Source organism: Vibrio sp. Vb1729 (assembly GCF_033338655.1).
In the GTDB taxonomy this organism is placed as follows: Bacteria; Pseudomonadota; Gammaproteobacteria; order Enterobacterales; family Vibrionaceae; genus Vibrio; species Vibrio alginolyticus.
In genome coordinates this window covers 142,557-164,859 of the sequence record NZ_JAWOTB010000049.1, presented here as the reverse complement: position 1 = coordinate 164,859, position 22,303 = coordinate 142,557, and the positions used below count along the sequence as shown (strand labels likewise).

The following is a 22,303-nucleotide window of genomic DNA, read 5'->3' as shown; positions in this document are numbered from 1 at the left end:
TATTCTCCCAAGGTTGAGCATACTCTGAACTTATATAGACAGAGAATAAATAAGCCGGACATTTCGTCCGGCTTATTTATTGTAGCAATGAGGTTAGGAATAAAGCTGAAACACAACAACTAGAGCTGGAATGAACCCATTCGAGTTTTCAAGTTGTGCGCTAGGCTACTAATCTGCTGACAAGCCACAGCCGTTTGTGAAGCTCCCTCAGCCATCTCTGTTGAAGCACTATTAATATGCTCCACGCTGCGATTCAGCTCTTCGGATACAGAATTCTGCTCACTGCACGCCGTTGCGATTTGTGTACTCATTTGCGCTATGTTATCGACAGAATGTTCAATTTCTTTTATCTGGCTATCAGCATCATTAACTTGCTCAACACACTGAGAAATACCCTCCTGACAATCACGGCTTGAATGCCCTATTTTACTGCTGCTCTCTTGTAGTTGATTAACAATTTCCACAATTTGTGAAGTGGAGTCTTGAGTGCGTTGCGCCAGAGAACGAACCTCATCTGCCACAACAGCAAACCCACGTCCTTGTTCACCAGCCCGAGCGGCTTCAATTGCGGCGTTCAGTGCTAACAAGTTTGTTTGCTCGGCAATCCCGCGGATCACATCTACGACCACATTGATATTGTTTGAGCTCGATTCAAGCTCACGTGCCAGTTCATCTGATTCTTGGATCGTATGTGATACACGCTCAATTACTGCGATAGTTTGTTGTAACGTCACCGTTCCTTGCTTTGCCACTTCCGCAGCCGAATAAGCAGAGGTTGCGCCAACTTCGGTATTTTGTGCCACTTCACTTACAGCAGCTTGCATTTCTGTCATCGCAGAAGCCACCGAGCTAAGTTCAATTTGTTGATTTTGCATACCAGAAGCGGTCTGAGAAGAAATAGCACTCACTTCCTCTACTGCTGCCGTTAGCTGAATCGTTGAGTCATTAATCTCAGAAACCAACGAATGTAAGTTTGTTTGCATACCGACAAGCTCTTTGAGCAGCGTTCCTAACTCGTCTTTGCTCAATTCGCTTTCGTCGATTTGATTATTCAATTGACCCTTGGCGATTTTGGAAGCGAATTCCAGTGCTCGATCAACAGGCCCGCAGATGACTCGTGAAAGCAACATGGCAGACATTACCATGACCAATGCGACGACAAGCGCACCAACAGCAGCGCTGTATTGTGTAAATGCCGCTTCACTTTGTACTTCTTCGCCAATCAAATTCACCAACTCATCGTTCAACGCGAGGGTATCATCCAAGCTGCTCAACGCTTTTGAGTAGGTATCGAAACTTGATAAAATTACATCATTTGCACTTTCAGCATCGCCTTGGCTTAGCAATACGTTGTAAGTCTTCGTTTCTTTGATGTATTGATTCCAAGTTTCTTTAAAAACGCTAAAGGACTGCGTTTCACGCTTATTAAGGTCGAGCTTTTCGTATTCTGCAATACCAGCCTGCACATCAGAACGCCATTGGTCGAGGCCTTTTAACCATTCACCAATTTTGGGGTGATTTGCGTTTGGCAATAAAGAGAACTCATCTTTACGCACTTTAGTAATATCAACTTGGATACCTTTCAAAATCGCAACAGAAGGTAAACTTTTATCTGTTAACACTGAAATGTCTTTATTCAGTGTTAACAAACCTTGCACCAACATTACTGACACTAAACCAAACACGGCAAAAACGGTTAAATAACTAACCGATATTTTCTTTACGACACTTAAGTCTTTAATACGCATGCACTTTCTCCCCGCAGCCTTTCCAAACCTCTCACTTAAGTGAAAGCTTAACCTCTAAAACACACTGTTTTTTGCGCTCGATATCATTGAACGCTCTTATATACATCGGCTTGAGAGATCAAATCTTGACCAGTAATTGATAGTTTTATCACATGCTATTTTAGAGATAGGCTCGCATGCTCCGTATTGTGTCTACATCTTTTCATGAGCGCTTCTCGGCGCAGATCCAAGATCTCATCGATGAGCTTTTCTTTCGCATTTATCCCAAAATGCTGGGCATAATTTTTTACTTTTGCTATCTCATTAGGTTGCAAGCGGTACACCTCTTTCTTTAAACGTGCTTCTGCTTCACTTCTAATCAAACCTTGCTCTTGTAACAATTTAATGATGGTTTCATCGGTTGGATTTACTGCTCTAGCCATGGTGCTCCATCTATCAATTTGAGTTCTAGCCATATGGCTAGATGAATGACGCCGCACAACTTATAGAGCAAAGATGACAGCTTGATTGCAGTGAATGCAATTCGTTGACTGTTGGTATTATTTTTCCACCGCTTCAACGGCCACACACTCAATACCCCCATCCTAACCATTGAATAAAGATCACATTCTGATAACAATTTTCAGCGCTGGCTTAGATGTCATCCATATTTAACGTGCAAGTAACATTTATAAACAAGAATGATTGCTCTAGTTCAAATGATGGAAAAATAAGATGAAATTTTCGCAGTGGAGCCTTTTATTAAGTAGCTTGATAGCGTTACCCTGCATTGCAGATACCGACGTTTACCTAACGAATAACTCTGATCAACCGTTAACTATTCAAGTAAAACATGAAGGCAGTGATTTGCTTCAATACGGAGAAGAGTGGCAACAACATGTGCAGGTACTTGGTCCGTGGGAAACTAAATCTGTATTAAGCTTCAACCGTTGGGAGGGCGTGAAATCAAATCAAACTTACCGTTTTGAAACGGTGGTTTCTAGCCCTGAAGGTGAAAGCATAACACTCAATCAAATAATGGAAGGCCATTGGTACAATTCGACCATTGAATACGGCTTGTCCGCAGCCGATGTCGAGTTATCACTCAAAGATGATCGTAACATTCATCGTGCCAACACTAACGCTTTTGGTGCGAGAGAAACCGAACTGGCATTTAAGTCAGACAGTACCGCTCGATATGATGATCTTTACTACACCATCACGCCAAGCAAGGTAGCGGAGTCTGTCGACAACGAAGAACAAAACCTTAAGTTGATGACTTATAACATCTGGGCGTTGACGGCTATTGCATCGCACATTGGAGATCGTTACGAACTGATTCCTCAACATGTAAAAGGTTACGATGTTTTGGCGCTGCAAGAGGTGTTTGCCAGCGGCCGTGAAGCATTCTTACGTGAGTTAGCCAAGGAATATCCTTACCAAACAAAGATGTTAGATAAAGAAGGCGTTAATATTCATGATGGTGGCGTAATCATAGTTAGTCGCTACCCTATCGTGAACGAAGCGCAATATGTCTTTCCCGATTGTTCTGGTACAGACTGCTTTGCCGATAAAGGCGTAAATTATGCGGAAATAATTAAAGGTGGTCAGGCTTACCATGTGTTTGCTACCCATACCGCATCTTTCGATACAGACACCGCCCGTGAGTATCGTCAGCGCCAGTTCAAACAAATCCGCGCACTCGCCCAATCTCTTAACATTCCTTCAAGCGAAACTGTGGTATACAGCGGCGACTTTAACGTAAACAAAAGAAAGTTCCCTGGTGACTACCAACAAATGATCGCTAACTTAAGCGCCATCGAACCTCAGTACTCTGGTTACACGGAGTCAACCTTTGATCCCCGTATCAATAACTTTGCAGGTGAAGCGTTATCAGGTGGCGAAAACGTGGAATACCTTGACTATGTTATGGTGAGTAGTGAATACGGGGTGAAATCATTCAATGACAACCGTGTAGACGTGCCGCGCACAACCGCAGAGAGTTTATGGAAACACTATAACCTTTCTGACCATTTCCCAGTAAGCGCAACAATCAAGCCATGAAGAAAATCGCTTTGATAATCATGTCCGCCATTATGGCGGGCATGATATTTTTAACTTTCAGTCACGATGTTCAAAAAGAAGAGCTCGCTTCCTCTCCTTTCCCTAAGACAAAAAATAAGAGTGTCTCCAGTACATCACTACAAACGAGTAGCATCGTGCCCGATACAGATACTTCACCACAAACCGCTAAGCTCCCTTCCACAGTTCAAATAACGACTGAGCGATTAACTCAACTCAAAGGCAGGAAACTTGTCGCCGAACTTGAGACGTTTTGGCAAGAGTGTATGTTGAACCGTAGTTGTGAAGAGCAGGTCGCCTTGTTTGAGGCGCATTTATCTTCAGCTCGATTCCAGCTTTTGGCGAACTACCCTCAGCTCAGCAGCCAATGGCAAGAGAGTGTAGGAAATTTGTTATTTGATGAGCAACAATCACTGGCGTCGCGTATTGCACAGCTGAAGAACGAAGCAAGGAGCATCTGGGGAGAATTGGCTGATGTTGTTTTCGCGGATGAGTTCGCGCTGTACGATTTCAATTTAGAAGCCCAAAAGCTGGACACTCAAAGCCCAGATAACTTTTTGCGAGCTTTCGAGCAACTCACCATTGACTGGCAAGAACATGCAGATGCTATCGGGCTAACAAGCAACCAGGAAAAATATGAGCGTGCGGTCACCCTGATTCCTAATAGTATGAGCCTACCAGATCGCTTGGCGATCATCGCAGAGCTAGAACGAACTTACTTAACGAAAGAAGAAAGTAAAAACATTCATGCTCGTCAGCAGCAAATTACAGAGCAAAAAAAACAAGTCAAAGATTACCAACAAGCATTACAACAACTTGAGTCCAAGCTAAGAACGCAAAGAGCCTCTAGCCATTCACATTTGTCAGAACCGGAATGGCAAAGCTATTACCAACAAGAAGTCGCGGATTTTCGTCGTGAATTTTTTTCTTCTTAACAATGCGCTTTGACTGACTGGGAACTTAAAAAGGCACGTTGCTAACCAGTCGTCGTGCCTTATGTTCAACTCTCTACTTTTAATTCAGAACAAATTTAAACCAAATACATCTTTCACATCAAATAGCACTTTTTCGGTTTTCTCGCGAGAACGCTCACTACCTTGTTTTAAAATATCAATCAGCTGCGCTTTATCATTCAAATACATAGCGCGCTTTTCTCGAATAGGGCGAAGCATCTCTTGTAAGCATTCTTCTAACACTTTCTTGGTCAAACCATCACCTAACCCACCTCGTCGATAATGGTCTTTTAGCTGTTCGACATAATTTTTATCAGGATGAAAAGCATCGAGGTAGATGAATACAATATTCCCTTCGACTTGGCCAGGGTCCTCAATTTTCAGATGATTGGGATCGGTATACATAGATTTCACCGCCGCAGAAATCTCCTTTTCAGACGTCCCTAGGTTGATTGCATTCCCCATGCTTTTAGACATCTTATTTTTGCCATCAGTACTCGGCAAACGAGGTGCATCACTAAGTAATGGACGGCATTCCCTAAGAACCTCTTTCCCACCCAGGTGGTTTATTTTTCTCACGATTTCATTAGTTTGCTCTAACATCGGCAGCTGGTCATCACCCACTGGTACTAGCGTCGCATGAAACCCCGTAATATCAGCAGCTTGAGAAATTGGATACGTTAAAAAGCCTGCGGGAATAGAGCGTTCAAAGCCTTTACTTTGAATCTCATTTTTAACCGTGGGGTTTCGCTCTAATCGTGCGATAGAAACAAGATTACTGTAATACATTGTCAACTCGGCTAACGCTGGAATTTGAGACTGCAACGTGATCGTAGTTTGAGCGGGGTTGATACCAACAGCCAAATAATCTGCAACGACATTGAGAATATTAGAGGATACCTTTGATGGGTTATGCGCGTTATCCGTCAGCCCTTGCATGTCCGCAACCAAGATCGTTTGCTCGTGCTCCGTTTGCAATTTGACTCGTTGTTGCAATGAACCAATATAGTGCCCGAGGTGTAATGGACCTGTTGCTCGATCTCCGGTAAGTATAATTTCACGCTGAGATGTATTTTTATGGGTATTCATATTTGTCTCCAAGTAATTAATAGATCGCTACTGGAGATAAAAAGATCAAACACTCTTAGCTACCATCCAGCAGCTTAAGAATGTAAGTGTTCCGCGCCGCTCTATTTAGAGCGCCACCAAGAGAAGGTTGTTAATGAAGGGCGAACGTGTATTTTCATGTTTTTTAAACTAACAGCACACACCGCAGAACTCAATCTGTTTTGTACTGAATTAGTGTGAGTGTTCCAACAGCCAATTAAGAGGATTACATTGGTAAAGACATCGCAATGACCAAAACCGCACCAAATACCGAACCAGAGACAAACGCACACAGTACAGTTTTGTTGTGTTTCCTTTTCATTGATGAACTCCTATCTATAACTACGATGACCAGCCCTCACATCTAATACGCATGTGGATGCATCACGACAACGAGTTAACCAACATATCGCACGTAGGACCAGTACCGCTTTGTTAAATTGGGACCTCGTCCATAACTTGGAGTGTAAATGACTCCGGAACCTACAACAGAAGAAAATTTCATCACGTTACTGTCCTACCCTCCGGGTTTGTGGCTTAATAGGCAACAGGAACACTTTTTTCTTTTGCTGCGGATACTTACATGGAAGCTGTTTTACATCAGTTGCAATTCTCTTTGTCGATAACCGGACCTATCTGTTTGATGTTGGTACTTGGCGTTCTTTTTAAGCGCTTTGGTCTAATCAACGATAATTTTATCGAAGTAGGCTCTAAACTGGTGTTTCAAGTTACCTTGCCTGCAATGTTATTTGTCAGCATTGTGGCTTCAGAACACGACTTTTCCGCGGCAAGTGGATTCGTCAATTTCGGCGTCATCGCTAGTATTTCGTTTTTCATTTTCACCTATCTTTCCGTCAAACTTCTGTTCAAAGCATCGCCTGATCAAGGCGTTCTCATCCAAGGTGGGTTCCGAGCAAATACAGGTATTATTGGCATCGCTTACGTTGCCAATGCGTATGGTTCTCAAGGTGTGGCGTTAGCGGCTCTCTATGTCGCGGTCACCACATTTATTTATAACGTCCAAGCGGTAATTTGCTTATCTCCCAAAGGAGCAACGTCTGCCTCGCAAGCAGCAAAGATGATGGGCCGAACACTGACTAGGAATCCACTCATAATCTCCATTGTTCTAGGAATGGCTTTTTATTTACTCGCTATTCCAGTACCGAATGTGGTTATTGACGCAGGAGACTACTTGTCCAAAATGACATTGCCTTTGGCGCTGTTGTGTACGGGTGGCTCACTTGACTTTAGCTTGATGAGAAAAGAGAAAGGTCCATCTTGGTTTGCGAGCAGTTACAAGCTCATCGTAGCGCCAGTCATCATCACCATGGGAGCTTACTTAGTAGGATTTCGAGGAATTGAGCTAGGTATTCTTTTCTTTATGAACGCCTCTCCAGTCGCTGCTGCCAGCTATGTCATGGCGCGTTCCATGGGAGGCAATGCCACGTTAGCTGCAAATATCATCGCACTCACTACGGTGCTTTCTACCGTGACCTGTACGTTGGGCATCCTATTTCTTAAGTTCTACAGCTTAATATAATTGGTCCGCGATAAAATAAAGACGCTAAACGGCATTGATGTCAGTTACTGGTCGTGATTCGCAAAAGTGAGCTTTCTTACCAGACGAAAAAATTCATTCGCTTCAGATTCCGACAAACAAGAAAAAAACTCTTTCTGTAAATTCGTCATGATTTGATGAACTTGCTTTAAAGCATTTGCCCCCTCTTTTGTCATGCTTAGCATTTTAAGGCGCTGATTCGATTTACTTTTAGAAACTTGAACAAACCCTCTCTTTTCCAGATTGTCCACCATCCGCTTTGCTACACTTCGCTCAGTTCGAACCGCATCAGCTAACGCTTGCTGGCTCATAGGCTGAAATTCTTCTAAAGCGGCCAGTGCACTTGCCATTTCTAGTGTCATCAAATTTTGCCGAGAGAGCTCAGCTTGGGCACGATTGCGGTACATGCGCTGCATCACACCACAAACAAACATAGGACTTTGATCCAAAACGGAAATTGGGGAAATTTTCTGATCTTTCATCGTCGTTTTTCTTCTTTAGGCTTTCATTCGGCCGAAAAGGCTGTGCTGATACTGCACACAACACGCCGTCTTTCAGGCTCGCGTCATAGACGGTAACCACCAAGTGAAAACATAAAATAAAGAGCGCCGAAGCGCCCTTTAATCGTGTTTATTATCACTAGTATAACTCAGTTAAAACAACCAAGTCCTACTCGCTTTGCTGAGTGGGTTTAGTGCTGGTCTCAGACAACTCTGCCTCCGACTCTTTTCTCGCACGTCGATCAAACAATCGCTCAACCACTACAAAGAAGATTGGGACGAAGAATATACCCAATATCGTGGCACTGATCATGCCACCAAGTACGCCGGTACCCACTGCGTTTTGACCTGCCGATCCCACACCTGAACTGATAGCAAGTGGTACCACACCCAAACCAAAAGCAAGCGATGTCATGATAATTGGGCGCAGACGAACGCGAACAGCATGTAAGGTTGCTTCGATAAGCCCAGCGCCTTTCTCATAGTAGTCCTTTGCAAACTCAACAATCAGAATGGCGTTTTTGGTTGCCAAGCCGACCGTAGTTAATAAGCTCACCTGGAAGAACACATCGTTATCCATACTGCGCGTCATTACCGCAAGCACAGCACCAAGCACACCAAGAGGAACAACTAACACCACGGCGAAAGGTACTGACCAACTTTCATACAAAGCGGCAAGAACTAAGAATACGACGAGGATAGATAGCGCATATAGCATCGGCGCTTGGTTTCCGGAAAGGCGCTCTTCATACGAAATACCATTCCAGTTCACCGTGAAACCTTCTGGTAGCTTTTCTACCATTGCTTCAATTTCTTCCATGGCTTCACCAGTACTTACACCAGGAGCTGCACCGCCTTGAATATTCATTGCTGGCAAACCATCAAAGCGCTGCAAAAGAGGAGAACCATATGTCCACTCGCCACTCGCAAAAGCAGAGAAAGGCACCATCTCTCCCTTAGCATTGCGTACGTACCATGAATCAAAGTCTTTTGGCTGCATGCGGTATTCCGCATCACTTTGCACCATCACTTTCTTCACACGACCGCGATCAATATAATCGTTAATGTAAGCCCCGCCCCATGCAGCTGACAGGATTTGGTTTACGTCATTGATACTGACATCCAAAGCACGAAGTTTGACGTGGTCAATGTTCACTTTGTACATTGGCGCATCTGCCTGACCGTTTGGACGAACACCGACAAGTTTCGGGTTTTGTGCTGCCATGCCCAGAAGTTGCCCTTGAGCCGCAACTAATGCATCGTGCCCTTTATTCAACGAGTCTTGGAGATAGAAATCGAAACCTGTCGAGTTACCTAGCTCTTGAATCGCTGGAGGGGCGAACGCAAACACCAAAGCTTCTTTAATGGTAGAGAAGTACCCCATCGCTCGGCCCGTAATGGAAGCCGCATCAGCGCCAGGCGCTTCACGCTCAGACCAATCTTTCAGGCCGATAAATGCCATCCCCATGTTTTGGCCTTGGCCTGCGAAACTAAATCCAGCAACAGAGAAGACGGATTTTACATTGTCTTTTTCGTCTACTAGGTAAAAGTCACGCATTTTCTCAAGTGTTTTTTCCGTCTGTTCTTGTGTTGAGTTAGGCGGCAAAATAGCCATTGAGAATACTGTGCCTTGGTCTTCATCTGGCAAAAATGACGTTGGAAGGTTCATAAATAACCAGCCAGCACCTGCACTCATTGCCAAAAATACAACCAACATGCGACCTGTGCGTTTTAGAAGTTTGGCAACGCCGGTTTCATAGCCTGCTGTCATCGCATCAAACTTGCGGTTAAACCAGCCAAAGAAGCCTTTCTTCTCTAGAAGCTCAGCATCGCCTTTTTTCAGCAACGTAGCACACAATGCCGGAGTCAGAATTATCGCCACCAAAACTGAAAGCGTCATAGCCGCCACAATAGTTATCGAGAACTGACGGTAAATAACCCCGGTAGAACCAGACATAAACGCCATAGGGACGAATACCGCTGAAAGCGTCAACCCCACACCAATCAGGGCACCAGTGATCTGCCCCATCGATTTTTTGGTCGCTTCTTTGGGCTCTAAACCATCTTCATGCATCACACGCTCGACGTTTTCCACCACAACGATGGCATCATCCACCAGCAAACCGATAGCCAGAACCATCGCGAACATGGTTAACGTGTTTACGCTAAATCCAGTCGCGTACAAAATAGCGAAGGTTCCGAGCAATACGACAGGCACTGCGATCGTTGGAATGATCGTCGCACGGAAGTTCTGCAAGAACAGGTACATGATTAAGAACACAAGAAGAATGGCTTCTAATAGCGTTTTAACCACTTCTTGAATCGAGGCTTTGACGAATGGCGTTGTTTCAAATGGGTAAGCAATCTGCAACCCTTCTGGGAACGTTGCACTCAGTTGTTCTAAGCGCTCTTTTACCGCATTGGCTGTCTCAAGCGCGTTTGCGCCAGTACCTAATGAAATACCTAAACCCGATGCTGGGAAGCCATTATATTGGCCTCGAATATCGTAACTTTCTGCACCACGTTCAACACGAGCAACATCTTTCAAATAAACATTAGAACCACTGGCGTCAGACTTAAGAATGATGTCTTGGAACTCTTCCACACTGCTCAAACGACTTGCAGACGAAATCGTTGCATTCAACAACTGGCCTTCCTGCGCAGGTGCTGCACCAAGTTGACCTGAAGAAACTTGCGCGTTCTGTTCACTGATCGCGTTCGCTACATCGATTGCGGTCAAGTTGAACTGCGTAAGCTTAAATGGATCCAGCCAAACTCGCATCGCATACTGCGCACCAAACGCCTGCACTTGTCCTACGCCAGTTACACGACTTATCGGGTCTTGAATATTCGTTACAACAAAGTCGCCGATATCGTTTTCTGTAAAGTCTGGATCTTCAGAATAAACTGCGACAACCATGAGAAATGCCGTATTGGATTTATTTACGACAATACCTTGGTTTTGTACCTCCATCGGTAATGAAGTCAATGCCAATTGCAGTTTGTTCTGAACCTGTACTTGCGCGATATCAGGGTCAGCTTCGCTATCAAACGTCAGGGTAATTGTCGCATTACCAAATGCATCACTGCTCGATGATAGGTAGCGAAGGTAATCTAATCCCGTCATGTTTTGCTCGATAACTTGCGTTACCGAGTCTTCAACGGTTTTTGCTGATGCACCTGGATAGCGAGCACTGATGGTGATCGTCGTCGGTGAAATCGTTGGGTATTGCGAGACGGGTAAATTGAATAATGACATTACCCCCGCCAACATCGTTAGAATCGCGAGAACCCAAGCAAATACCGGACGATCGATAAAAAATCGTGCCATGATTACTCCTGTTCACCGTTTTGGATAGTTACCGAACTGCCTGGCCCTACCTTTTGTAAACCGGCGGTAATGACTTTATCACCCGCGTTCAAACCATCAATAATGCGCCATTGGCTATTGATCGCTTCGGCAGTCTTCACTGGTTTCGCTTCCACTTTGTTCTCGCCATTAACCGTCATCACTGTCGCTTTACCTGTCGCATCACGAGATACCGTATTTTGTGGTATTAGAATCGCATCAGGGTCGACACCAGTAATGACCGTCGCACGAACAAACATTCCAGGTAGCAACAAACCGTCAGGGTTTGGGAATTCGGCACGAAGCGTCACGCTGCCCGTACTTTCGTTCACATTGACCTCAGTAAATTTCATTGTGCCTTTGTGTTCGTAAGTGCTGCCATCTTCAAGCATCAATGTAACTTGCGCAGAGTCATCTTCTTGCATATGGCCTTGGGAGAGTGATGCTTTCAAACGCAGCAGTTGCGCGGATGATTGCACAATATCAACATTGATAGGGTCAAGCTGCTGAATGGTCGCTAATTTGGCAGCTTGGTTAGCCGTAACCAACGCACCCGCTGTCACACTCGATTTACCGATCACCCCGCTAATCGGAGCTTTGACTTGCGTATAATCTAAGTTGATTTTTGCTGTGTTGATCTTGGCTTTTGCGACTAGGACCTGCGCTTTCGCTTCTTTGTATGCCGCTTCTGCTTCATCCAAGTCTTGTTGGCTGATGGATTTTTTGGTGATCAAGGTTCTGTAACGCTTCACCGTGGCATAGGTCGACTCTGCCGCAGCTTGCGCACGGATTAATTCCGCTTCAGCGCTCAGCAAATCCGCCTGAAATGATGAATCATCAATTTGATATAGCGACTGTCCTTGTTCAACAAGGCCACCTTCAACAAAATTTCGCTCCGAAATAATGCCAGTGACTTGCGGACGAACTTCTGCTTCTTTGAATGCTCGGCTACGACCCGGCAACTCTACTGTCAATGCTTGGCGCGTTGGCTGCACTGTTAACACTTCTACTTCGGTTACGGGCGCAGGCCCCCCACCTTGGCTCGATCCTTCTTCGCTAGGTTGACATCCAACCACAAAAAGGCTCGACGCAATCAGCAGAGATAGCGTGGTTTTACGTCTCATGAATTTTTCTCTCTTATCTACCGACAAGCCTTCAAGATTCCTTATTAAAAGCTTCTAGAATGACTTAATAATGACTAATGGATGTATATCCAGAACAAATTAATTAGGATGATAAATACCCAGTGTTGTACATACAACAAAATTTACAGTTCTATACGCTTACGAAAAACGTTTATGGTAAAGGTGTTATGAAGTTCTCAAATTTGAAGATTTTGGGTTGGAAATCACATTTTCCTGTGTGCAATTGCAATGGTTAAAAAGCAGCAAAAGTGATGATAAAAGCATCATCACGCTGTACAGAGTTTGTTACCGCTGTCTAGGGTTATTTGCCCACTCTGGTATACGAACTAAAGTGAGAAAGGAATGTAAATATAGTCGAAATTTCACAAGTCAGGTTCGCCACTTATCAAAAAAATAACCCGCTAAGAAGCGGGTTATTTCGTCAGTGAGATTGCTGTTCTCAGCTTATACTTTGAACTGACTGACCTGATGATCTAAACGTTGAGTTTGCTCTGACAACATGGCTAAAGAAGCTTGCGCTTGGTTTACGATTTCCACAATTGAAGTGCTACTGTCTGCAATGCCTTGTACGTTGCTATTTACTTCGTCACTTACTGTACTTTGCTGGCTCGCAGCCGTTGCAATGTGTGTATTCATCTCGTTCATACGTGAAATCGCGTTCAAGATTTCAGAAAGGGATTCACTCGCTCGGCCAGCGGACTTGATCGTTTCATCACTGCTATTTTGGCTACCGCGCATCACTTCTACAGCTTGTCCTGCACCAGATTGTAGCTTTTCAATCATGGTTTGGATTTCTCCCGTACTCTGTTGCGTACGACTGGCTAAAGAACGAACCTCGTCCGCTACCACAGCAAAGCCTCGCCCTTGCTCTCCAGCGCGAGCCGCTTCAATGGCTGCGTTAAGCGCTAATAAGTTTGTTTGCTCGGCAATACCACGAATTACATCCAGTACGGACGCAATGTTACTCACATCATGATCCAATGTGTTAATGACGTGGCTTGCGCTTTCGATTTCACTTGCGAGGCTGCGAATTGAGCTAACCGTTTGATCCAAAATAACATTGGTATTGGTAAGTTCATCATTCGCTGTTTGGCTCGCAACCGCGGCTTCGTTAGCGCTATCGCTTACATTTCTGCTGGTGACTTGCATTTCGTGCACTGCCGCCGCTACCGCCTCACTATCTTTTTGCTGAGAAACGGTCGAGTTCGCGATGGTCTTGGTCAACGAGCTAAGATTTGCCATTTCGTTACGTAGGGTATTTGAGCTTTCAATTACCTGAGCGACTGTCACTTGAATTTTGGACACAAACTGGTTAAATGCGTCTGCTAAATTGCCAATTTCGTCTTGTGTTTTTACATCGATTCGCTGACTTAGATCACCTTCACCGGACGCAATTTCTGTCATCGCATTTTTAATATCATTGATAGGCTTCACAACCGTTTGCAACAACAAAAACGCCATCGCAATAGCGGCCAGAATAACAATCACAATGCCCGCTTCAAGAATGAGTTCTGCTCTTGTTGCAGCCGCTGATATTTCGTCCTTCAATTGGCTTTGCTTTTCTTCTATTGCATCTTTTACAACGTTAAGCTGCGCTCTAACCTCGATAAATTGGTCTTCAAAGGTATGTTTGTGCTCATTGTAGTAACCACGCCATTGAGATTGAGGTAAACGTAGCATCGCCTCATAACTTGCTAACCATTTTTCACCCAAAGAGACAAGCGTTCGAACTTCATTACCATGTGTAGAAGGCGTCACACCGGCTTGCGATAGCTCAATCATTTGTTCCATACGCGGCAGCGCTTTGTATGCGTTGTCTTTGTATTCACCGATGTGGTGATCAATATCGGTTTGAGTATCAGAAAGAGCAACACCTTGGATTGCAGATGTAGCTTGGTAAAGATCGCGGTAAGCATCCTCAATCGTTAATAAGTTCGGCACGATCTGTTCGTTGAGTGTCTCACTCAATTCAGATTGCTTCCAACTTGTCATAACGTTTAATACAGAGCTCACAATAAACAATCCAATAATCAATGACAGCGGAATCACTATCTTCTGCTTGATCGTTAAGTTCTGGAACATGAATAGACTCTCTTTATTTATGGTATACAAACTGCCGGAAATTATATCAAACAAATAGAGTATACTATTAGGTAAAAGAGGCTATTCAACATGAAATCTAATGACTTTTTGACAAGGGTTCTAATTTCAACAATTAGTTGATTTTATACAAAATTTAACAAAGAGATCTTTTCAAAAGATGCAAATTAAAATGCTCTTTCAAAACGAAAAATATGTAACAGAAAGTGAATTAAAAGGGATCACATTTTGAAGAATAGATCGACTCAATGATTTACTGAGAACACATACAAAACACAGTTCTTGGATTGAGCACCACCGCGGAATATGCAAAGGTCCGAACATTTCTTCTAAAGCTCAAAAAAACCATTGTTTATCTGACGTATTTAAGGGTACTCCTTGATGATGTTAGTCGTGATGTTGGCAGACAGGATGCTTACAAGTTTTCGAAGTTAACCAGTAGCACAGTGAACGATTCAGATTTTCTTGAGCGCCAAGGCAATAAAAAAGTTTGCTATTTTCCTCTCAAGAGACGCATTAAAGAAAATAATGCAACCTAGTCACAAAGTCTTGCTACATCTTCAGAAAAGAATGATGTTGCTAAACAAATCTGGTGCAGCATACACATTGAAGCTAAACTCGTTTAAGGAACTTTTTCATATCAATATGAGAAAACATAGATTTCTCAAAGTTACACCGACCATTCAACGATTAAACTAATGTTAGCGTACCGGTACGTCCAAAAACTCCATGCATGAACCATTTGAAAGAGCCAAAATGTTCCAACCCAACTTCGCCTCAGTGGAGTGGCGAGTCGTTTCGCTCGCTCTCCTACTCTCTCTTCCTAACACAGCTCAAGCGGATCCACTAGATAAGGAAATTAGCAACCTTCTCCAACAACGTTTTTCTATCGCGGTTTTGCTGTCCGACACTGACGCAATTGCGTTTGGTATTGGCGACTTTGATCCGAATGCATTATTTGATACCGCCAACCCAGAGTTCGGGACTGACGAGTCAATCAATGAACGTCGAAGCAAATCCGTATATGTTCTCCCTTACACGACTAACTTTGACATAGAGGGCAGCGAGGACTTACATGAGCTGTCGTTTAAGGCATTTACGATACAAACAGAGAATGATCTCAAACTATTCGGCACAAGTAAGGATCTTCTCAAGGAAAGGACATACGGTGCATCGATTGGTTATGGGTATCTATACAAAGCAAGTGAAAACGTCACCCTTAGCACCAGAACGACGACTCACCTTATGCGTTATAAAAACTCATTCTCTACCGATAATAAACTTTCATCCATCATTGGAAGAATCCTAGACGGCCGTGCCGTTAACGTTTCAGCATGGGCGGCAATAGTTCAACCATCCATTAAAGCCAAATACACGTCTCCCACAATTTGGGGGAAATGGCATGCCAGTTCGACATTGAATTCATTCATTGGGCACAGCTGGGGAAGCGCAAATAACGGCAATATAGGCAACCCTAAAGGTTGGTACCTATCTAATGAAATCACCGGTTACTACAATATTTATCACGGTGAGCAGGCTTTATTTACCGGGATTAAAAGAGTAGACCTTTCGCATGATTTAAGCGATGAACTGGGAAGTCCGCATTACTACGAAGCTTCTATAGGATGGCTATTTTATGCACCAAAGCCCTTTGATTGGTTGGACAATTTCGGCATAGGCGTTAACTTCAACTACGGCTCGACTCTCAGAGGCGGCAGCATTCAGCTTTACTACAACAAACAATAAAGCCGTCAATACAGGAACCAGTTGGTAGCATATATAACAAGAAGAACGAGAAGACACAAAAGGAATGGCAGAGTTAGCGTCTTCGCAAACTTTTTCATGAGACTTGGGTTATCAAACACCACACCTTCCGCTTCTCTTACCCTTCGCTCTTCGTCAAAATGCCATTTAATGGCTAAGTAGGCTCCTATCCCTAATACAATAAGCTTAAAAGCTCCAGCAAAGTAAGGAAAGAAATTAGCCCAACTGTCATTCATTATCCATCTCCATCAAATTCAATATCAGCTTTGCGGTGGCAGAATCCAAAATTCATGTAGAATGCCCCCCTCAAAGTCAGACTCTCTGGCTAGCGCCAGTCTACTACTCGAGATAGCTGTCCACAACTCTCTTTACCATATCGGCATCTATTAATTATTTAATAAATAATAAGAAAGACACTAGCACACTTGCTGAAAAGTAAGTGTCAGTTTGGATTGAAACTCATCAGAAATCGAAAATGGTCCGCAGTCGACTTGTTGATCTAGTGAAAGCCGAATTACCTAGCGCCAAATCGTTCGCTAGTATAAAAATGTAGCCTATCGCACTTCTGGTCGAGTGCTAACGAACTTATGATGCATATGTCATTAGCAGTGCAATTTTAAGTTTATCAATTAGCTAAAGTTTCCCACCTTAACTGCCAGTAAGTTTGCTGTGTTTGAGATGATCTCGACATGACTAGTGTATAAATAGTATGGAGGTTCAAAGTGAAGGCAAGGCAATTTTCCTTACTAAAAATATTGTTTTTGTAATTTTATTTCAGGATTATCGAAACCATCATAAGGATAATTCGAACTAATCTTAATCCATGCTCCTTCAGTTACATTTGCTTTCTTTTACTCACTTCTCGCGACTATTAGTGGCATTTTGAGACAATTTCCTACACTCCTTTCTTTCCCTTAGTTGATATAAATCATGGTTAGAAGAAAACAGAATCACCTGTATTTCTCGATACATGAATCCAAACTGCCCGACTTTTCGTAACTAAATTACAGATAGACACGATTTTTAGTATGGCACGTTTTTGAGGAACCAAGATGTTAGATACCCTCATGCTGTCGCGGATCCAGTTCGCGGCCAATATCAGCTTTCACATTCTCTTCCCGACCATCACCATCGCGTTGGCATGGATGTTGGTGTTTTTCAAGTGGCGATATAACCGCACCCAAGCCCCCGTATGGCTCGATGTTTATTACTTCTGGGTCAAGATATTCGCTCTTACTTTCGCCTTAGGTGTAGTATCCGGCATTACGATGAGTTTCCAGTTTGGTACCAACTGGCCAGGCTTTATGGAACGAGTCGGTAACGTAGCAGGACCATTGCTCGGATACGAAGTGATGACCGCCTTCTTTATGGAAGCCACCTTCCTTGGCGTGATGCTTTTTGGACGAGGACGAGTGCCGGAATGGGTTCATACTCTCGCCACCGTTCTGGTTGCTGTTGGGACAAGTATGTCCGCGTTTTGGATTCTAGTGCTTAACAGCTGGATGCACACACCAAGTGGCTATGAAGTGATTGACGGAATTGTACATGTAACCAGTTGGAAGGAAGTTATTTTCAATCCTTCTTTACCTTACCGTCTTCTGCACACGCTATTAGCATCGGCGCTGACTGCCAGCTTCTTGATTGCGGGTATCTCAGCTTATCAAATAATGAAAAAGCCAGATCACCGCTCAGCCAAACTTGGCCTAAAAGTCGCGCTGTTCGCGGCGGCTGGATTCATCCCAATTCAAATCTTTGTCGGTGACCTTCACGGGTTAAACACGCTTGAACATCAACCTGCAAAAATCGCAGCGATGGAAGGCGTGTGGGAGACCGAGCAAGGCGCGCCTCTTCTTCTGTTTGCGATGCCAAATGAAGAAACTCGCAGCAATGATTTTGAAGTGGGCATCCCAAAGCTGGCGAGTTTGATTCTTACGCATGACTTAGATGGGGAAATCCAAGGACTTAACGAGTTTGCACCTGACCACCCGCCAGTGAAGCCCTTGTTCTTTGGTTTCCGCGTGATGGTTGGTGTTGGTGTCCTTATGTTGCTTGTTAGCTGGTATGGCGCGGTGAAGCTAGCACGTAAAAAAGCGCTACCTAAACCTTACCTGTACACGGTATTAGCCATGACGTTCTCTGGTTGGATAGCCACACTGGCGGGTTGGTATGTTACTGAGATTGGTCGACAACCTTGGTTGGTCAGCGGTGTATTGCGAACATCCGAAGCCGTCACCACGGTTGCGAGCAGTAGCGTGATGACTTCGCTCATTATGTACTTAGCCATTTATGCTGCATTGCTGGTTGCGTACATCCATACCCTATTCTATTTGGCGCGCAAAGACGTTGCAGCCCATGAAGTCCCACTGACACAACAAGAGGCCTAATCATGCTCGACTATCTACCAGAAATTTATCTTCTGCTGCTTGGCTTCTCGGTCTTTATGTATGCCGTGCTCGACGGCTACGATCTTGGCGTCGGTATCCTTTTACCGAGTGATAATGAAGCGCAACGTGACCGAATGATAGCGTCTATCGGCCCTTTCTGGGATGCGAATGAAACGTGGTTGGTGTTAGCCGTCGGTATTCTGCTGATTGCCTTTCCTACTGCTCATAGCTTGATTTTGACGGAACTTTATATGCCGACCGCGATTATGCTTATCGCACTGATCATGCGTGGCGTGGCGTTCGACTTCCGAGCCAAAGCGAACTCGGATCATAAACCTCACTGGGATTGGTGCTTCAGAATTGGCTCGTTAGTCACCGCGCTAACCCAAGGCTACATGGTGGGTCGTTACATCATGGGATTTGAACAATCAACCGAAGCATTTGGCTTTGCTTGGTTAAGCGCACTTTGTGTAGCGGCGGCGTACGTTTACATCGGTGGCGCATGGTTAGTACTAAAAACGGAAGGTGATTTGCAAATACGCTCGGCCCGTTGGTCTCGCCGTGCTGGTTGGTTAGCAGCCTTAGGAATCTTGGTGGTTAGCGTTGTAAACCCAATTGTAAATCAACAAGTTGCCTTGCGTTGGTTCAGCTTCCCAGAAATCTTGTTGCTTGCCCCAGTTCCGTTAATTGTATTGGCAACCATCTTCCTAGTTGATCGCTATTTGCGTCAGGTTCCAATGGTGAATGATCTGGGTGTGCGCTGGCCTTTCTTTGGTGTCACTGTCATTTTCGCGTTGAGCTTTCTCGGGCTTGCGTATAGCTTCTTCCCAGAAGTTGTGCCGGGATTAATGACCGCACAACAAGCTGCCTCCTCGCCTGCGACGTTAATAATCGTGGGCTACGGTGTGATGATTGTTATGCCGGTGATATTGCTTTACACCTTTGTGGTATACCGGATCTTCAAAGGCAAAGCGACAGAACTTAGCTACAAGTAGGAAAGGGAATTCCTCAACAAAGCGCCGCTGCTCATGCGGCGTTTTTTTGCAGTACTCAACGACTAAAGTATCTACCCAAGGCGACTGAGTGGGAACGCTGAGAGAATGTAGCGGCAGCCAGTAGTTTGTTCCTAACTAGAACGAGATAACCGTTTCTCAACTATAGCGATACAGGCACAAAAACAGAAAGAATATTTGATGTTACAAAAGGTAGACCGCCACTTTAAAACGCTTTGAGTATTTTTTGCGCTCAATGTGGTGCAAGTATACTTATGCTTTTTATGACTTGTGAACACTCAATTGCATGTTATGTTGCTGTTGAAATCGTACATGAAATAAGGACAAGAACATGAAGATAAGATGCAAAACGACGCAAAGCATTGAAAAATTTAACCCTGATGACCTCAATCTAAACACAGATCTCTTTGGTATGATTGCTGTTGTATTCGTGTTCATGGCTGTTTTGCTTAGCATCTAGTAGCACTACGTTCATTCTTGTGGCCGTATTCATACCTCATGTGATATGGGTGCTAAATTCTAGATTAAAGCGGATGTGCTAACCCGCACCAATCAGATTATGGCTGCCTCTGTATAGCATCTTCAATTTTGGCGTTGTATAGAGGTGAGATGTGAATAGTTGGCTTGTAGATAGAATGGCGCTTGCACCTTGAGCACTCTTGTGTACTTTCAATGACGCATTACTTTAGTGTAGATACGAAAAAAGGCCTGACAAATCAGACCTTTTAGAATGTGGCGGTGAGTGAGAGATTCGAACTCTCGATTGCTAGCTACCAAGTTTAAAACAATTAAAATCAATCATTTAAATATATACAACTTCCATTGTTTGTACCAGTTTTTTGTACCCACAGGCTAGACATAGAAGTTTTCACGATAACCAGTTTTATTTACAACCAAATTTTCCGGAAGTAATGAGCTCATTTTACATAGATAACGCTTCTCTTAACCCTATATGGATAGCTATTTCTTTTCCTAAATCCAAATCAGCTTTATCATCTCTATGTGCCCATGTGTAATAATTACATCGTTTGTACTCATTGAACCAGCGGTTTCCAATAGCATTAAACTTAAATAACCCTATTAACATTTTTTCTAGTTCAAGCCCTTCATAATGAAAGCTATTAGAGTCCATATATTCCTTGAGCTCTGGGTATTTTAAAAAATGCTTATTGTAATTTTTTAGCAACTTAATTATTAGATCTATCTGGACATCATCATAATGACCATACATCTCATTTCTGACTTCATCGAGTAGATAGTCTGAGTACTCATTCTTTAACTCAACAAACCCCTTCCAGCCAAAATATGTACTTTGAGGGTATCTCTCTATTATAAGGTTTAAGTATGTAATTATATCTCGAGGCCGAAAGAAAGATCTCTCTAAGATAAACCTTTCAGGGTTAATCCCTTTTATATCTTGGGGAAATAGCATTTTAAATACGGCGCTGTCACCTTTCAATCTCATCAACGAGCTCGACTCTTTTGCCTTATGACATATCATTTTCATTAGAGGCGCTGTTGAATGAATTTTCGTACTCCATTCAATTTTTATTGAATTGACCCTCTTAATTTTGTTCAAATCAGGATCGTTAAATATTGAAAAAATATCGGTACGAAGAAGTACAATAACTTTAGTCTTAAGGCCTTTTTCCAAGAACTTAAGATTCAAATTGTCTGCTGCTTTCAATAAACTTATCATTGAATCTTTGTAGTAGTCATCGTTCCTGAACCTATCATCTAATTCATCATAAATAGAGGTATAAGTGCTACTTGATTCAGAAAGTACATTGAACACTACCTCCTCCAAATCATCAATATAATCTAAGTAAGTCCCCACCTGCTCTTTGTCATCTTCAGAGCCCCCTACATAAGATCTTAAAAAACCACCTCTTACTTCTTTTTTCTTAGTAATTTCAACAATTTTCTTAGCATCAATCCCAATGCCTTGATAATTGCAATCAAAGAAATTGATTAGCTTCTCTTTATCTCTGGAGTTAGGTATACCTTCATCAGAAAGACATAGCTTTCCAATATCCAATAAAAGTAGCCACCTCCAAATTTCATAATACTCATTTGGCTTAATATCCTGTGATTTAAGGTGGACCAACTCCTGAAACTTAAAATCTTTGTAGGAGGAAATAGTACAAAAATGTAATGGATCTGATTCACTTAACTTACGAATATATTGACCAAAGAATGTTTTACCTGAACCTTTTCTGCCAAGAACTAAAAAAATCTTCTGATCTCTTATTTTCTCAGCATTTTTATCTATATCTACGAAGAACTTGTCAAAGTCTTGAGGTCTATAAGCGGCTTCCTTCCGGCCATCATTTTCCCCCATATAGAGATCTTTGAGTATAAAATTATCCATGAAACGCCCCCTGACAACCAATCAGTTTAAAATACTTATTATCTTGTTAAGAGATTAAGCCTAGATACTATGTTTTTGAACCTACAGTAAGTAAGAATGTGAACCATCACGACTATATCTAAAAATACAATCCTAAAAACTAGCAAACAAAATCCATCAAAGCCAAAGTAAGGCGTACCCATTAGGTATACCTAAAAGACCATATTCAAATCATTAACTCGCAACCCCAAATAAAGGCTCCTTCTCTTGG

Annotated in this window: 16 protein-coding genes; 7 read left to right on the top strand and 9 right to left on the bottom strand. The window is 43.2% G+C overall.

The features are described from left to right. Positions 1–119 precede the first annotated feature (119 nt). Together R7E29_RS21145 and R7E29_RS21140 are read right to left on the bottom strand one after the other, a co-directional pair. Entirely contained in the window at positions 120–1,748 is a 1,629-nt protein-coding gene (locus tag R7E29_RS21145; RefSeq protein WP_017634953.1) for a methyl-accepting chemotaxis protein, read from the bottom strand. A 155-nt stretch (positions 1,749–1,903) separates the two neighbouring features. Further along, complete coding sequence (locus R7E29_RS21140) at positions 1,904–2,170, bottom strand: hypothetical protein (protein WP_017634954.1); 267 nt, start codon at positions 2,168–2,170, stop codon at positions 1,904–1,906. Between the two features lie 292 nt (positions 2,171–2,462). On the opposite strand from R7E29_RS21140, the gene R7E29_RS21135 reads away from it, so the two are divergent. Both R7E29_RS21135 and R7E29_RS21130 read left to right on the top strand, forming a co-directional pair. Continuing rightward, complete coding sequence (locus R7E29_RS21135; protein WP_017634955.1) at positions 2,463–3,791, top strand: sphingomyelin phosphodiesterase; 1,329 nt, start codon at positions 2,463–2,465, stop codon at positions 3,789–3,791. Next, entirely contained in the window at positions 3,788–4,744 is a 957-nt protein-coding gene (locus tag R7E29_RS21130) for a hypothetical protein (RefSeq protein ID WP_017634956.1), read from the top strand. Before R7E29_RS21135 ends, R7E29_RS21130 begins: the two co-directional genes overlap by 4 nt. A gap of 84 nt (positions 4,745–4,828) precedes the next feature. On the opposite strand, the gene trpS is transcribed toward R7E29_RS21130, so the two are convergent. After that, positions 4,829–5,851, bottom strand: a complete 1,023-nt coding sequence (gene trpS, locus R7E29_RS21125; RefSeq protein WP_053303220.1) for a tryptophan--tRNA ligase — start codon at positions 5,849–5,851, stop codon at positions 4,829–4,831. A 601-nt stretch (positions 5,852–6,452) separates the two neighbouring features. On the opposite strand from trpS, the gene R7E29_RS21120 reads away from it, so the two are divergent. After that, the gene (locus tag R7E29_RS21120) at positions 6,453–7,409 is read left to right on the top strand and encodes an AEC family transporter (protein ID WP_025766898.1); all 957 of its coding nucleotides are present in this window, start codon (positions 6,453–6,455) and stop codon (positions 7,407–7,409) included. Between the two features lie 44 nt (positions 7,410–7,453). Here the strand turns inward: R7E29_RS21120 and R7E29_RS21115 are convergent, their stop codons facing one another. The 4 genes from R7E29_RS21115 to R7E29_RS21100 all read right to left on the bottom strand — a co-directional run bounded on the left by R7E29_RS21115 (position 7,454) and on the right by R7E29_RS21100 (position 14,503). Further along, positions 7,454–7,909: a MarR family winged helix-turn-helix transcriptional regulator gene (locus R7E29_RS21115; protein ID WP_033905066.1), complete on the bottom strand. Its 456-nt coding sequence runs from the start codon at positions 7,907–7,909 to the stop codon at positions 7,454–7,456. Positions 7,910–8,096: 187 nt separating this feature from the next. Beyond that, positions 8,097–11,258, bottom strand: coding sequence for an efflux RND transporter permease subunit (locus tag R7E29_RS21110; RefSeq protein WP_005378264.1), 3,162 nt, complete (start codon positions 11,256–11,258; stop codon positions 8,097–8,099). 2 nt (positions 11,259–11,260) lie between these two features. Next, positions 11,261–12,400, bottom strand: a complete 1,140-nt coding sequence (locus R7E29_RS21105; RefSeq protein WP_017635040.1) for an efflux RND transporter periplasmic adaptor subunit — start codon at positions 12,398–12,400, stop codon at positions 11,261–11,263. 465 nt (positions 12,401–12,865) lie between these two features. Then, entirely contained in the window at positions 12,866–14,503 is a 1,638-nt protein-coding gene (locus tag R7E29_RS21100; protein WP_005378266.1) for a methyl-accepting chemotaxis protein, read from the bottom strand. A 774-nt stretch (positions 14,504–15,277) separates the two neighbouring features. On the opposite strand from R7E29_RS21100, the gene R7E29_RS21095 reads away from it, so the two are divergent. Next, complete coding sequence (locus R7E29_RS21095; protein WP_017820055.1) at positions 15,278–16,267, top strand: Solitary outer membrane autotransporter beta-barrel domain; 990 nt, start codon at positions 15,278–15,280, stop codon at positions 16,265–16,267. 5 nt (positions 16,268–16,272) lie between these two features. On the opposite strand, the gene R7E29_RS21090 is transcribed toward R7E29_RS21095, so the two are convergent. Further along, positions 16,273–16,521, bottom strand: a complete 249-nt coding sequence (locus tag R7E29_RS21090; RefSeq protein WP_005378271.1) for a hypothetical protein — start codon at positions 16,519–16,521, stop codon at positions 16,273–16,275. Between the two features lie 816 nt (positions 16,522–17,337). Here R7E29_RS21090 and R7E29_RS21085 point away from each other — a divergent pair. From R7E29_RS21085 to R7E29_RS21075, 3 genes are all read left to right on the top strand, one after another. After that, complete coding sequence (locus tag R7E29_RS21085; RefSeq protein ID WP_005388402.1) at positions 17,338–18,669, top strand: cytochrome ubiquinol oxidase subunit I; 1,332 nt, start codon at positions 17,338–17,340, stop codon at positions 18,667–18,669. Between the two features lie 2 nt (positions 18,670–18,671). Further along, positions 18,672–19,664 (top strand): cytochrome d ubiquinol oxidase subunit II, encoded by a 993-nt coding sequence (locus tag R7E29_RS21080; protein WP_017820054.1) that lies wholly within the window; start codon positions 18,672–18,674, stop codon positions 19,662–19,664. A 349-nt stretch (positions 19,665–20,013) separates the two neighbouring features. Beyond that, positions 20,014–20,142: a hypothetical protein gene (locus tag R7E29_RS21075; RefSeq protein ID WP_005378275.1), complete on the top strand. Its 129-nt coding sequence runs from the start codon at positions 20,014–20,016 to the stop codon at positions 20,140–20,142. 462 nt (positions 20,143–20,604) lie between these two features. Here R7E29_RS21075 and R7E29_RS21070 read toward each other — a convergent pair whose 3' ends face one another. After that, entirely contained in the window at positions 20,605–22,053 is a 1,449-nt protein-coding gene (locus tag R7E29_RS21070) for a P-loop ATPase, Sll1717 family (protein WP_318083017.1), read from the bottom strand. Positions 22,054–22,303: the final 250 nt, after the last annotated feature.